The sequence below is a fragment of the Paenibacillus sp. EKM10P genome, from assembly GCF_011800655.1.
In the GTDB taxonomy this organism is placed as follows: domain Bacteria; phylum Bacillota; class Bacilli; order Paenibacillales; family Paenibacillaceae; genus Paenibacillus; species Paenibacillus polymyxa.
This window is the reverse complement of sequence record NZ_JAALET010000001.1, coordinates 968,065-981,689: the sequence shown is the minus strand read 5'-3', so window position 1 is coordinate 981,689 and position 13,625 is coordinate 968,065. Positions and strand designations below refer to the sequence as shown.

The window sequence follows — 13,625 nt, the reverse complement described above, 5'->3', positions numbered from 1 at the left end:
GCTGCCTGTGGTTTGATTTTCATTATTCAAATTTATTTCGACTTGATATCTATATCCTTTTTCTTTATTTCTGCATCCAAATGCCTGCTATACTTTTCCAAAAAGCTAAGCATACTGTCAAATTGCTCCTCGGTTACCTGCTCAAATACGGCTTTATCCCGCTCTTGAAACTCCTTGTGCAGTTCCTCATGGATTTTATAGACTACTTTCCCTTGCTCAGTAAGCCTAAAATAAATTTCTTTCTTGTTATCCGGCTTCTGGTAGCTTTCGATAAGGCCTTTTTTTATGAGCTTCTTAGTTATTTTACTTATGGCACCGCTAGTCATATAAAGGGACTCCGCAAGTGTTGTCACGTTGGAATCTACATTTTTTTCAATGTATTCCATGCAATGTACTTCAGAAGGCTTATAACCCTTAAGACTGTCTTCCATCTTGTCCTTATTAAGCGAAACCATCTTGTTATATAAGTCCCTGAAACCCATTATGACCTGTTCTTCTTTGTTCATGGACTGTCCTCCCACCCGTTGGTGCATTAACAATTTAATATAATATATTTGGGTTTCCATTTCAACAATATTAAAACAATTATTTTAGGAATTGAGCGATACATGAAAAAAGAGATCCGAACACTCCCCATGTTTTATGTATGTATATTTATTTTTCAGACAAGGACATGCACGCAAAAAAACGGCCAGATCGCTAAAGTAGCGGACCGAGCCGTTTTCCATTTCTTAAGACCGAGCCTCTGTGAACATTTGAAAGGTGACACCAAACTTGTCTGTTACATTCCCATAAGCTGGACTAAAATGGGTTGCCTGCAAAGGCATTCCCACCTGCCCTCCTTGCTGTAAAGCATCAAACATTTTTTGAGCTTGCTCCACACTATCGGTTGTAATACAGATACTCACCTGATTTCCGCTGCTAAACGGCGATCCGGGAAAGGTATCCGAAAACATGAGCTCTGTTTCGCCCACTTTAAGGGTGGCATGTCCCACACGTTCCTTGACCTCTGCGGGAATGGGAAAATCGGGGTTTTCCGGCATTTCCCCAAAGGTTTGGATAAAAAGCAGTTGAGCATCCAATGCCTTTTCATAAAATTCGATTGCTTCTTTTGCATTTCCATCCATCGTGATGTAAGGAATCAAACGTTTGGACATCTTCAACACAGCTCCTTTAATTCGAGGTAATTAGCCCAGCCATTTCTCCTGTATTATATACAAAACTTGTCAAGAAAAACAAATCTGTATTCTTAGCTTTCATGCACCTGAACGCCAAGCTGTTTTAGCTCCTTTATCGCTTCCCTAACGTTACGCTGTGGATGAAGCGCAGAGATCATCTGTGCAGTGATCGGAACGCCGTTGAAAATCTGGCTTACCACCCCTAGAGAAATCGGCAGCTCATAGTAACTTTCAGCCCAATCATGATATTCCTCCGGTGTAACTATAATTTTCCCCAGCAAAAAGGATGATCCATCGTCATATTCCTCAGGAATGTTCACGTTGCCCATACGCCACTCCTTATCTCCCGCTTCCCTCCACATACAAAAGGTAACGTCCTCCTTCTCCAGCGCTTCATCTTCTAAAAGCTCCATCATATCATCAGGTACACCGTCGTACATGCCCGGCCAGATCTCATATTCGTCTCTTGCATGAGGACTTACAGGGGATTCGTGGTCAAAACCTTTTAATAGCACACCTCCACGCGTCCATAGCATATGAATCGTATCTCCAGCGCCGTTGTTCACCTCACCTAGGCACACATCACCAGACCATTCAGACTGCATACGATACGTGCGCAACCAATCTTCTGGAGACAATATAATATCCAGTGCTGACAGCAGCATCATTCTGTCTTTTAAACCATTCGGCGTTACCTGTGCATCAAGCATCCTATTCTTCATCATTCCTCCACCTTGTCCACGCGTACTAAAATTTCATTTGTCTCTGCTTTGTCTTTCAAGCTTCGCTTGCTCAACCACCTGCCGAATGAAAGGTCCCTTGGCTTCGGTATACGCTGCACGGTCATGATTGAATTGGTGAGCCAAATCTTTTTTTAAAGTCTCATACGCTCCCAGGCTTTCAGGATGCGCTTTCAAGTAATCTCTGAACAATAGATGGTTTTCCCAATGCTCTCCTTTATACTTGTAAATATGCAAATGATGGGTCCCAGCTCCCCATTCTCCACGGCGAAAGAAAGCTCGCTCTGGAAAATCAGGCTTATGTACATATTCATATTGAATACCTAGCAAACGCTCTCGCTGTTCGGATTGAATCATCGCCAAATCTTCTACTCCAACCATAATGTCGATAATAGCCTTGGCTCCCAAACCAGGAACGGATGTACTACCGATATGCTCTACGCCGACACACACGTCTCCGAGAGCCTCTATCAATTTGGCTCGTTCCTGTATGTACTCTGCTACCCACTGCGGATTATATTCGGATATCACTACCTGCGCGGACATGAAGGCACCTCCATTCGTTTTCCAAAAAAATGCCTTCCCAGTGCGCTTGGCACAACTCAGAAGGCATTCTCTTGTTTAAATTAAAAATCATTTAGTTGCTTCATCCCTGTTATTTGGCTTCTCAATTACGATCAGACAGGTACTGTCTGGCAAAGGAACCGGCTGACCTTGCTCATCCATGAACTCAACACGACTGGACAGCGCTTCGGCATAGCCCTCCTGCAAATAGTGGCGGCTCAACCGGATAATCGCCTGTGGTCCAAGTGTGTTACGAATACACTCTTCATACTGTGACGGAGTAAAATAACCAAACTGCTCCTGTACCTCATGCACATAGGCTTCCGCCCCCCATGTATAGGTATACAAGAATTCCATTGCATCATTTACCGGCAAAACAGCCTCATGCTCACCTATGCGCTCTATTTCAATGGGGCGACCCGCAAAATCCTGCGCATACCGCAGCAGCCATTCCATTCCGTCCGGCTCCAAAAATCGAATGCGTCTGCGCTGCTCTACTGGTTCGGTCATAATACCGTCACGAATGATAATGCGCCCGCCGGGTGCAAGTACACGGTAGGCGCTATGCAAAGCAGCCTCCACTGTTTGTGAATTGAACCTTTTTCCATCTCGTTCAATGTAGGAATACAGCTCATGAAGAATCGAAGAGAAAATAACCGTATCCATGCTCTCCGTTTCCACATACTCTTCTAATTGAAGCGCATCCCCTTTGATGACATCCCAACGACGGTGCTCCAATTGCTTTTTACGTTTAAGGGCCTCAATCACATTCACAGAAATGTCAAGACCCAACGGCTTCGAGTCCGGTCTTTCTTGCTCGATCAGGTCCAGCAGTACGCCCCCGCCAGGTCCGATATCCAGTATACGGGTTCCAGTCACGTAATCTAGAATGACCCTTTTGAAATCGGCGGTCTGGTTCATATCTGTAAGGTATGTTTCCTCATTGTGAAAGCGATCATAGGCATCGCGCCGTAATCCGAACAGATCAAACAGCAGCAGGACTGCTTTGTCATACAGAGGCGTCTTTTCTGCCTCAATACAAAAGTCGATCAATTTTTCTGCAGCTGATGAAAATACAAAATTAAAAAATACGGTACTTGGCAACTCCTCCTTATGCTCTACGACTACACTCAAATGAGGATTATGCTCCCGTTTCCCTTTTGTGATGTCCTGCCAGGACAATGCGCTTAAATATTTTTCTATCATTCTTTTTTTGTATACGTTAATTTTCTTAACACCACGATAGTCATAATACATCGTATTCATAAGTGATTCAAAACTAATATGCCGTACCGTTGCAGGCTGTTCCTGCCCTGTGCCATCCCTCAACGTGAGTAAAAATACCTTAACCAATTCTTGAAGTGAAAAATCCTGCAAAGCTGATTCTACATACCAAAGTGTCCGATTCTCCAGCGGAGCCAGCGCCTTCTCTACATTCAGCTCCCGCTCCAGCTCGGCGTAAGCCTGCTCAAACGGCTCACCTTCATGAATCGAAACCGACCGCAATCTCTCCAGTCGCTCCTTTACACTCCAGACTACAGGGGCGTTATCCCAGGCAATCCAGCCGATGAGTTGCTCCACTTCACCGCGTACTTGCTCCCATAATGCAGGATCTACACCGGCGATAATGCATTCGTTCAGTGCTCGTAACACAAGCTCCAATTCCTCCGAGCTCAGCCAGCCTTTACGAGTAATTTCAAGCAGCAGTCGATTTTCCGCAAAAGGTATTTCTCCCCGTATATACTGTCCGATCAATCCATGCGTCTCAATCAGAATCCGGGTCATGCTGTTACGCGGGTATGCAGGGGACTCTGCTTGAGCCTGTCTGACATACAGCTGAGAGGAGCCAATATTATGTACAAATAAATTAATGCCCTCATGCTGCCAGCGTAGCCGTTCGCGGACTGTGCCTCCTTTGGCGGTCTCAGACCATACCAATACATCCTCCAGTAGCTCTTTAACCCAGAATGACAATGGAAGTCCGTCCAAAATAAGCAATGTGCGCTCCACATAATCCAGTACAGGATTAGCATCCTTTAACTCACCTATGGATCGAATGCGCTCCAAATTTACAATACGCTCCTCAGCCGAAACAAGCAGCTTTAGCCAGGTCGGTGTATCCCAGGCCAGATCACTTTCTTTCCTGTAATTAGCAATGGCTTTTAACGATTGTAACATTTTTCTCACCTCGTGTGATTCGATTCGGTATGCACAGGAGACTTTTGAAAATATCTTGTATACCCTACACTTTACCATACATTTGTAGCTTCCATCTCGTGGAAAATATTAAACATTTGTATCAATTATTCGCTTGACATGTTCTGTGTATCGCATCCCATGATTTAAAGTACCCGTAACTTCGCTCCGTCTCCCAAAATCAAAAAGATACCTTCCAACCCTAAGGTCGAAGGTATCTTATTGCCATTGTTACACGCAGCAAAATTACTTTCCTACGTTGTTTATAAAATTATAGTGTCACTGTGTGACACGTCAATCATCTAGCATATATTTCGACTGGATTAACCAACAGAAACGCCATCTGGTACCGGGATACCAAAGTCAGGTGTTCCATCCTCATTCCAGTTCAAACGCTGAACACGTGTATGACGATTCGGATCATACAGCGGGTCACCTGTAATTTCCTTGTAATTACGAGCGTGATATACGATAACGTCACTACCATCCTCAGCAACAGTAAAGCTGTTGTGACCAGGTCCGAATTGACCTGTCTCCTCATTCGTGCAGAATACTGGCGCAGGAGACTTTGCCCACGATTTCGGGTCAAGTAAGTTGGCATTCTCGTCTGCCGTTAGCAGGCCCATGCAATAATTGTGATCTGTAGCACTAGCTGAATAGCTGATAAAAATCCTTCCGTTCCGTTTCAGAACGGCTGCTCCTTCATTTACCTTAAAACCGATAACTTCCCAGTCATATTCTGGTGTTGAGATCATGACCTGCTCACCACGCAGCGTCCACGGATTGCTCATTTCTGATATATACAAATTGGAATTACCTACGATGTCCGGGTCTTTCTGAGCCCATACATAATATAGAACGCCATTATGCTGGAAGGTTGTCGCATCGAGAGCAAACGTCTCCCAGCGAGTTTTGATCTGTCCCTTTTCCACCCATTCACCTTCCAGCGGATTAGCTGAAGCATTTTCCAGCACAAACATCCGATGGTCGAACAGACCTTCCTTCGTTTCTGTAGTACGAGCTGCTGCAAAATAAATGTACCATTTGTCGTTAATATAATGAATTTCCGGTGCCCAAATGTTCGCGCTTAACGGACCCGTTTCATATTTATGCCACACTGCCACTGGTTCTGCTGTATTCAAGCCTTGAATAGTACGTGCCCGCCGAACCTCAATGCGGTCATACTCTGGCACAGATCCGGTAAAATAATAATACCCATCACTATGCTTGTAAATCCAAGGGTCTGCACGTTGCTCAATGACCGGATTATTAAAAGATACAGGTTGATTCATGGTTTTTCTCTCCTCTATGTGTAATATGTAGTTCATATGATTAATCGGTGATACGTTTTCCCCAGATGGAAATTCCTTTTTCATTCATACCCGTGAAAATTAGAGTATGACGACCGAGCTCCCAGTCCCATGAAGGAAGCAATAGCAATTCCTCCTTTGCCCCTTCGGACGCATTGCTCCAATCCATTGTTAGCGTACGTCTACCATCAAAACTCCAGTGACCTTCCAGAGAACCACTGGTTGCCCGCCCTCCAGCTTCCAGACGAAGCGGTTCAGCTTCCACCTGACCGTCTACTTCTTGCCTTATCACGATGCGCTCCCAGTTGCCGGATAATAACCTTTTGGGTATATCCTGCTCCTTTTCGCCCGCATACCGCTCCGGCGATACGACAGGCCAACCATCAGCCGTCCATAATATTTTGCGCACATGCAAGTAAGGCCAGCTCTTATCCGTTTCTCCCCGCGCATGATGAACAATGTAGTAATCGTCTCCGTCCTTCAGCACGGAATTATGACCTGGCGCAACCCAGCCTTCTCCTTCGCTGAAACGATAACCACCCAGCACCTTGTTCCCAATCTCATATTGAGGCAAATAACTGGTATCCGCCATATCATGTCCATTTATATCCACGTACGGACCTGTGATAGAATCCGAGCGGGCTACGCGAACATTGTAGTCCTCGAATAAAGAATCATACGAGACGAACAAGTAGTATTTACGGAACACAGGATTGTACACAATGTACGGTCCTTCCACAGCTCCGTCCTCGGTTGCCCGATCTCTGGCAGCGATATTTTTACCATAGCCAGATTCCTTGAGCTTTCCAGTCTGCGGATCAAGCGGTGTGACATAAATCCCGCCGAAAAAGGATCCGTATACCATCCATGGATTTCCATCGGCATCCAATACTGGATTAGCATCAATTGCATTCAGCTTGTCATGCTCATCCGTTTTAATAACCAGTCCCTCATCCTTCCAAGGACCTTCCGGGGAGTTGGATGTCTGCAACCCAATAGCTGATCGTGTGCTGCCAAATGTGGAAGCAGAATAATACATTCGATAGGTATCGCCCATCTTTATAATGTCCGGGGCCCACAGATTCGTTGCTGATGACCATGCCCCCGCTTCCTTTGGAATGCCGGGTAAAGCATATTGAACCCAGCTCCAGTGAATCAGGTCGGTCGATTTGCGCACCATAACACCCGGCCTCAATTCTCCACCTGTCTTTACATCCGTCGAATAGACATAATATCCCTGATCAGTTTTGATAATCGCTGGGTCATGAGCATTGTTAATAGTCCAGCGCTGTTCATCGTCTATCGTACTTTGATCATACAAGTGATCAGGAGGCGGAGCCTGCGGATATACAGGGTCCGGAGTGTTATCCCCACAGCCGGATAGACCCAGCATTAGCAGCATAACCATAACTGTAATTCTCCTCCTTCCTTTACTCAGTACATAGGGTGACTGCGTTACATCATTCATCCGAATTGTCCAAGTGCAAGTTTCAATTAACCCTTGACACCAGAAATGGCAACCGACTCAATAATTTGTTTCTGGAAGATTAGGAATATAATCAACACAGGTAACAAGGCTATTATGGAAGCTGCCATAATAAGCGGATAGTCCGTCTGAATGGCGTAAGTCGCATTAAAATTCGCGATAACCAGCTGCAATGTCTGCGTTTCTGGTGAATTCAAGTAAATAATCGGTGCCAAGTAATCGTTCCAAATTCCCATAAACCATAAAATTAGCTGTGCCGCAACTGCTGGCTTAATGAGCGGAAACGTAATCGATGAATAAAGTCGGAAATAAGAGCTTCCGTCAATTTTAGCAGCTTCGATAATAGCATCCGGTACACTGAGCAAATACTGCCGCAAGAAAAAGATCATGACTACATTACCGAACAAGCCGGGAACGATCAGAGGCAACAGCGTATCTATCCAGCCAAGTTTGGAGAACATCATAAACTGTGGAATCATAACTGTTGGGTAAGGAATCATCATGGATGCGATGAGTGCCAAAAACAGTTTATTTTTATGAGGGAATCTCAGCTTTGCGAATGCAAAAGCGGCTACACTAGATGTGAAAGTACCCACAACCGTGACACTTACAGCCACAATTACGCTGTTCTTGATCCCGCTTAACAGAGGACCTGCTTCCCAAATTTCCTTGTACTTACCAAACTGAAACACCTCTGGTATCCATACTGGTGGGAGTGCAAAGACATCCTGCTTTTCTTTTACCGAAGTGGACAACATCCAAAGCAACGGTGCGATCATCGCAATCGCTCCAATCGCCAGTACAACAAAGATAATGATATTGGTAACTTTCGTTTTTTGACTATGGGACATAATCAGCCTCACTCCTTTCCGCGAAAATCAATCCCCATCAAAGGATGATTTTTCATTCATTTTAAATTGAATCAAAGTTACGATAAAAATGAAGATGCCGAGAATCATAGCCATCGCGGAGGCATATCCCATTTGCAGGTTTTTGAATGCCTTATCCCAAATATAGAAGACAATTGAGGCGGATGAGTATTCCGGACCCCCTGTAGGTGTCATAATGTTCATTTCAGTAAAGATTTGCGAACCACCAATAATGTTGGTAACGACCAGGAAGAAGGTTACTGGTTTCACCATTGGCCATGTAATATTGCGGAACATTTGGAATCCGCTAGCTCCGTCCAGCTCTGCTGCTTCATAATAAGAGCGAGATACGCTTTGCAGCGCAGCCAGATATAGCAACATTGTATATCCGAGACCTTTCCATACAGTCATGAGAATCAGGGCCGGCTTGACTGTGTCCTTATCCATCAGCCAGTTAGGTCCCTTAATACCGAACAATTCAAGGAATTGGTTCACCAAACCATAATCTCCGTTGTAGGCCCAGTTCCACATAATAGAAACGGCAGCCAACGAAGAAATGACCGGAATATAATAGATCACACGAAATGTTGTCGTACCTGGAATCTTGCGATTCAGTCCCAGTGCCAGTAGTAAAGCTAGTACCAGACCAATTGGAATACCCAACATTAAGAAAAGAGTATTGTACATCGATTTGTAAAAGAGTTCATCGCTAAATAAATCCTTAAAATTGTCGAACCCAATAAAGTTCATTTGTCCCAATCCGTCCCAGTCTGTAAAAGAGCCGTATAACGAATAGACAAACGGGAACAACGTAAAGATTAGCAGACCGAGAATAGGCGGAAGAATAAATAAGTATCCATATATCTTCTCTTTGCGGTAGAGATTAGATTTGGTTATCACAGGGCTCACCTCTGTTTCTGATTTGGAATGAAGATGATGTTAGCAGCATGATATTCAGCCACTAACATCATCCTTTTCCCTCTATTTACGCATTATTTCTGTGATTTTTTCTCTTGCTCCACCGCTTTATCCAGCAGTTTCTGCATCTTCGGTTGTTCTTGCTTCACATAATCTGCTGCCGTAATTTTGCCATCCAGCACAGGTTGGATATCTGTGAAGAAAATATCGTACCATTCTGCGTTATACGTATAGTTACCTGGTAATGCACGTCCATAGTCTTTTACGATATCAATAAATTCTTGTTTGTTGTTAGGCTTGGTTTTTGTATCTTTGACCCACTCATCAGCCATATCCAGCAGATTCGGAATCTGTACCTTGGCATCTACGAGCTGCTTCATGCCTTCTTTGGAAGTAGTCAGATAGTTAACCAATTCTACAGCTTCATCTGGATATTTTGTTTTAGAGGAAACACCGATACCCAGAGAACCAATCCATGTTGCCGGTTTGCCAGTCGATCCTGTTGGGAAAGGCAACAAATCATATTCGAATGGCAGTTTTTCAAATGTACTCATATCCCAAGGCCCTACTGGGAAGAACGCCATTTCGCCTTTCATCCAGCGTTGATATGTGTCCAATGTTTGTGATTGTTCAATGCCAGGTGTAATTTTATATTTGTTTTGCATATCAGCAAAGAACTGAAGCGCTTCCGCAAATTTCGGATCGTCAATCGTTACTTTGGTTTTGCTCTCATCCAGCCAATCAGCGCCATTACTCCATACAAAGGCTTGCAATGCCCACTGAACGTTAAAGCCTGTTCCGTATTGATCTGGCTTGCCGTCCCCGTTAGTATCTTTGGTCAGCTCTTGGTTAACCTTGATGAACTCCTCCCATGTATACGGTTTGTCTTTGTCAGGCAATGGAACACCTGCTTTTTCAAACATGGTTTTGTTATAACCCAAGGCGAATGGACCCAAGTCCTTCGGCATACCGTAAATATTTCCTTGACCAGCCATTTTACCGTCATAGCGATACAAATCTACACCGTATTTCCAAATGTTATCCAGATTTATATCCTTGCTCTTCTCAATATAAGGTGTCAGATCCTTCAACACCCCACTGTTAACATAAGCTTTCAAATCTCCAGGGGCATAATAGAAGATATCTGGAAGATTGTTACCTGTAATTGCAGCTCTAAGCTTTGTAGCATATTGGTCTGCTGCCGTCACGACCATTTTAACCTTTACACCAGGATGTTCTTCTTCAAATTTCTTGATAACATCCTTATAAGCCTTCTGCTCATCCGTTCCTCCACGGAACATGAAAGTCAATTCCTTGCTTCCATCGCTACTGGAACTTCCTCCACTACAGCCTGCCAGTGCAGCAACCATCAACAACAGAACAACCATTGTTAGTGCAAAACCTTTTTTCTTTGTCAACGCGACCCCTCCTAAAATTAAAATGAAACCGCATACATTAAGTGTTAAAATAACTTCATACCACTCGGCCTAATCTTTAACTGTGCGGTACACAACCCGTTGTTGATTGCCGCTGTGATTATCATCCCTCTCATGCACCATATAATTAACATTTACCTTTATCAATAATGAATTCGTTTACAAATAAAATATAGCACGCCATTCTACGGTTCGTCAATGCATTTTTCAATCTTTTTAAATAATTATAAAACATAGATTGGAGTAACTTAAAAAGCAAAATCAAATCGTTTTTAAGTATATTTTTGCAATTAATACTAATTACAAAACTTAAATACGATGTATTTTATAAAAAAGGCTTTATTTTAGAACACCATTTCCTCTCTTCTTCTTTTAGTAAAAAATATTTACAGAAAAGCAGTTTACTTCTTTATGATTTTATTTTAACATAAATCAAAGTAAAAATATAAGCGCTTACATTACATTTTTTATAGATAAGGATGGGCTATAGCTATGATTTATATTAAGGACTTAATGTCGGGGTTAGATATTTTCAAAGCACTGGGCTCGGAAATTCGCATTCAAATTCTTGAGTTACTTGCTGTTCAAGGACAAAGTATGAATGATATTGCGAGCAAGCTGAATTTGAGCAATGGCACCATTACGATGCATATTCGCAAACTGGAAGAATGCGGGCTTGTGGAAATCAATACGGTAAGCGGTAAACACGGGACCCGAAAAATGTGCTATTTAAATAAGGAAAAGCTAATGGTAGATCTGCGCAGCAGAGAACAAAAAAATGTGTATGAGGTAGAAATTCGCATCGGTCATTATAGTAACTACCAGGCGGTTCCTACTTGTGGATTAGTGACCAAAGATAGCATTATCGGCGATTTTGATGATCCTCGCTATTTTGCAGATCCCGCGCGACTGGACTCTGAAATGATCTGGATGGCAGAAGGCTTTCTGGAATACCGCATTCCTAACTACTTGAAAGCGAATCAATCCTTTACCGAAATTCAATTTTCCGCAGAGCTGGGATCAGAAGCACCGTGTTATTGTGAGGACTATCCGTCTGATATTTGTTTTCATATAAATGGTATTGCCATCGGTCACTGGACGAGCCCAGGCGATTTTGGAGCTGTTCCCGGGGTCCTCAATCCTGATTGGTGGCCCCCACACTTGAATCAATACGGCATGCTGAAATTAATTCGCATCAACCAGCATGGAAGCTTCATTGACGGGTGCCGTATATCAGAAGTCACCATAGACGATATTGGACTTGATTACAAAAGCGATATTACACTGCGTTTATCCGTATCTGATCAATCGCAAAACAAAGGAGGACTCACTATTTTTGGTAAAAGATTCGGAAATTTCGGCCAAGATTTGCTTGTGCGCGTGCTTTACGATGTACACGAAGAAGATAACTCCAACTCCTAATTCGCCACAGATAAAAGGCCGAGGACATGTATTCATTGAATACATGTCCTCGGCCTAAATCCTAATCTTCACTTAAAGAGATATAAATAAATAGATAAAAGATGATTGCCATCCCAAACACCAGCCAGCTAAAGGACAGCAAATGAAGCTTCTCCCCTGCATGTACTGCCCATCTCCAAAGATCCGCAAAAAGCACCAGCGGTTGCAGCAACACATCCCAGCTATTCCAGCGGGCAAATCTGCCTATATACACACCTATGCTGGCCAGCCATAACATCACAAAAACTACAGCCCATGCAAGCCAACCTGAACAAATCTTCCTCAACATACGGTGGATCATCAATACACAAAGGGATGTAAGAAAAAGACCAATTCCAGCAGCTGAAAAGAACGTAAATAAGATTAGCCAAAATTGAGTATTCAACCAAAAACGCGTACCAGGATTCACATCGTACAAACGGAATGCATGTAGTAGTTCGGTCACTAAATAAAGAGCATTCGGCAGAAAAAACAACCATACCCATGCGGCGAAAAATAAAAGAATATTTCTTACTTTTGCATTTCGCAATCTGAATAACGCCACCATGAACAATGAAATAAACACCGGAACCCATGCCAGGAATATATCCCAGTACAGAAATTGATATATTCTCGTCCCGCTTGTGGACTGTAGATACATAATGAGTCCGAAACAGCCCAACGTAGCTACAAGCATCACCCCCAACAAACCGGGCAGCTTGTAACCCTTCTTTCTTAACAGCAAACTTCCATCTACCTCCTACCTAAGAACGCGTATTTACGTCTCTTCAGTTCTCTCTTATAGCGCTTTCACATTTAGAAAGAGGGCTTTTATTTATTCCACGTTTCGTATATCCTCGAACACATGATCTGTTATCGTCAAAGTATCAAAGGTAACATTACACCCCGCCCCTACCGGAGACTGTGCAACAACCCCAACTTTTAGCTGGCTGGGAACATTCATGCCAAAATATCTGGCCAGTTTCCAATGTTGACCATCCGAGGAATAATGAAAGGCAAAGCAATTTCCAGCTCGTGTTACTCGCAAATATGGATTAGAAGCATCCATCGCCCCCGATATACAATCATCGGATGTATCCCGTGTGACCACACTAAGGATCGAGGGGGTATTCTCAAAGTATTCAAAGCATACCTTAGCCCAATGAGTATCATCCGCCATCACCATCAAACATCCTGAATCATAGGGCTGCTTCATATCGACACGAACCCTCGTCCAGATTGTAAAATCTCCATGTAGGGTGGTATGCAAAAAAGGAGCGGACGATTTGATAACTGCGCCGGACGGATCTCTAAAAAAATCTGCCTGTGAAGGTGCAGAGACTTGTAAAGCCTTGGATTCATCGAAGCTCCATACAGTTGGTTCGTTGATCCACCTCCATCCTTGAGGCAAAACCTTTTCGTTAAAGCCTTCAAATACATTCATATGGACACCATCCCTCTCTAGCCAATATAGTCTTAACACAGTGA

At 43.4% G+C, this 13,625-nt stretch carries 13 protein-coding genes; 1 reads left to right on the top strand and 12 read right to left on the bottom strand.

Going from position 1 to position 13,625, the window contains the following annotated elements:
* Positions 1–32: 32 nt before the first annotated feature.
* The 10 genes from HFE01_RS04555 to HFE01_RS04510 form a co-directional block, all read right to left on the bottom strand.
* Positions 33–506 (bottom strand): MarR family winged helix-turn-helix transcriptional regulator, encoded by a 474-nt coding sequence (locus tag HFE01_RS04555; RefSeq protein ID WP_044785533.1) that lies wholly within the window; start codon positions 504–506, stop codon positions 33–35.
* 225 nt (positions 507–731) lie between these two features.
* Positions 732–1,157, bottom strand: a complete 426-nt coding sequence (locus tag HFE01_RS04550; RefSeq protein WP_019686939.1) for a VOC family protein — start codon at positions 1,155–1,157, stop codon at positions 732–734.
* A 92-nt stretch (positions 1,158–1,249) separates the two neighbouring features.
* Entirely contained in the window at positions 1,250–1,900 is a 651-nt protein-coding gene (locus HFE01_RS04545; protein WP_167438220.1) for a hypothetical protein, read from the bottom strand.
* Positions 1,901–1,933: 33 nt separating this feature from the next.
* Positions 1,934–2,464: a GrpB family protein gene (locus tag HFE01_RS04540; RefSeq protein ID WP_016819175.1), complete on the bottom strand. Its 531-nt coding sequence runs from the start codon at positions 2,462–2,464 to the stop codon at positions 1,934–1,936.
* Between the two features lie 87 nt (positions 2,465–2,551).
* On the bottom strand, positions 2,552–4,660 hold the full coding sequence (locus tag HFE01_RS04535; RefSeq protein WP_025364599.1) for a class I SAM-dependent methyltransferase: 2,109 nt from the start codon (positions 4,658–4,660) through the stop codon (positions 2,552–2,554).
* Positions 4,661–5,001: 341 nt separating this feature from the next.
* Positions 5,002–5,970, bottom strand: a complete 969-nt coding sequence (locus HFE01_RS04530; protein ID WP_016819171.1) for a glycoside hydrolase family 43 protein — start codon at positions 5,968–5,970, stop codon at positions 5,002–5,004.
* A 40-nt stretch (positions 5,971–6,010) separates the two neighbouring features.
* The gene (locus HFE01_RS04525) at positions 6,011–7,396 is read right to left on the bottom strand and encodes an arabinan endo-1,5-alpha-L-arabinosidase (protein ID WP_107734294.1); all 1,386 of its coding nucleotides are present in this window, start codon (positions 7,394–7,396) and stop codon (positions 6,011–6,013) included.
* A gap of 86 nt (positions 7,397–7,482) precedes the next feature.
* Positions 7,483–8,325, bottom strand: coding sequence for a carbohydrate ABC transporter permease (locus tag HFE01_RS04520; RefSeq protein ID WP_025364596.1), 843 nt, complete (start codon positions 8,323–8,325; stop codon positions 7,483–7,485).
* Between the two features lie 27 nt (positions 8,326–8,352).
* Positions 8,353–9,243 (bottom strand): carbohydrate ABC transporter permease, encoded by an 891-nt coding sequence (locus HFE01_RS04515; protein ID WP_013370548.1) that lies wholly within the window; start codon positions 9,241–9,243, stop codon positions 8,353–8,355.
* A 92-nt stretch (positions 9,244–9,335) separates the two neighbouring features.
* Positions 9,336–10,679 carry an ABC transporter substrate-binding protein gene (locus HFE01_RS04510; RefSeq protein ID WP_025364595.1) on the bottom strand — a complete coding sequence of 448 codons (1,344 nt, stop codon included), beginning with the start codon at positions 10,677–10,679 and terminating at the stop codon, positions 9,336–9,338.
* A gap of 510 nt (positions 10,680–11,189) precedes the next feature.
* On the opposite strand from HFE01_RS04510, the gene HFE01_RS04505 reads away from it, so the two are divergent.
* Complete coding sequence (locus tag HFE01_RS04505) at positions 11,190–12,119, top strand: ArsR/SmtB family transcription factor (RefSeq protein ID WP_017425808.1); 930 nt, start codon at positions 11,190–11,192, stop codon at positions 12,117–12,119.
* A gap of 61 nt (positions 12,120–12,180) precedes the next feature.
* On the opposite strand, the gene HFE01_RS04500 is transcribed toward HFE01_RS04505, so the two are convergent.
* Both HFE01_RS04500 and HFE01_RS04495 read right to left on the bottom strand, forming a co-directional pair.
* On the bottom strand, positions 12,181–12,882 hold the full coding sequence (locus tag HFE01_RS04500) for a DUF1361 domain-containing protein (protein ID WP_107734295.1): 702 nt from the start codon (positions 12,880–12,882) through the stop codon (positions 12,181–12,183).
* 90 nt (positions 12,883–12,972) lie between these two features.
* Positions 12,973–13,581, bottom strand: a complete 609-nt coding sequence (locus HFE01_RS04495; protein ID WP_017425810.1) for a DUF1349 domain-containing protein — start codon at positions 13,579–13,581, stop codon at positions 12,973–12,975.
* Between the last annotated feature and the right edge of the window lie 44 nt (positions 13,582–13,625).

Excerpts from the sequence above, each read along its gene's own strand:
- HFE01_RS04505 (WP_017425808.1), top strand. The coding sequence starts at position 11,190 with ATGATTTATATTAAGGACTTAATGTCGGGGTTAGATATTTTCAAAGCA.
- HFE01_RS04545 (WP_167438220.1), bottom strand. The coding sequence starts at position 1,900 with ATGAAGAATAGGATGCTTGATGCACAGGTAACGCCGAATGGTTTAAAA.
- HFE01_RS04550 (WP_019686939.1), bottom strand. The coding sequence starts at position 1,157 with ATGTCCAAACGTTTGATTCCTTACATCACGATGGATGGAAATGCAAAA.
- HFE01_RS04495 (WP_017425810.1), bottom strand. The coding sequence starts at position 13,581 with ATGAATGTATTTGAAGGCTTTAACGAAAAGGTTTTGCCTCAAGGATGG.
- HFE01_RS04520 (WP_025364596.1), bottom strand. The coding sequence starts at position 8,325 with ATGTCCCATAGTCAAAAAACGAAAGTTACCAATATCATTATCTTTGTT.
- HFE01_RS04535 (WP_025364599.1), bottom strand. The coding sequence starts at position 4,660 with ATGTTACAATCGTTAAAAGCCATTGCTAATTACAGGAAAGAAAGTGAT.
- HFE01_RS04530 (WP_016819171.1), bottom strand. The coding sequence starts at position 5,970 with ATGAATCAACCTGTATCTTTTAATAATCCGGTCATTGAGCAACGTGCA.
- HFE01_RS04540 (WP_016819175.1), bottom strand. The coding sequence starts at position 2,464 with ATGTCCGCGCAGGTAGTGATATCCGAATATAATCCGCAGTGGGTAGCA.
- HFE01_RS04525 (WP_107734294.1), bottom strand. The coding sequence starts at position 7,396 with ATGGTTATGCTGCTAATGCTGGGTCTATCCGGCTGTGGGGATAACACT.
- HFE01_RS04555 (WP_044785533.1), bottom strand. The coding sequence starts at position 506 with ATGAACAAAGAAGAACAGGTCATAATGGGTTTCAGGGACTTATATAAC.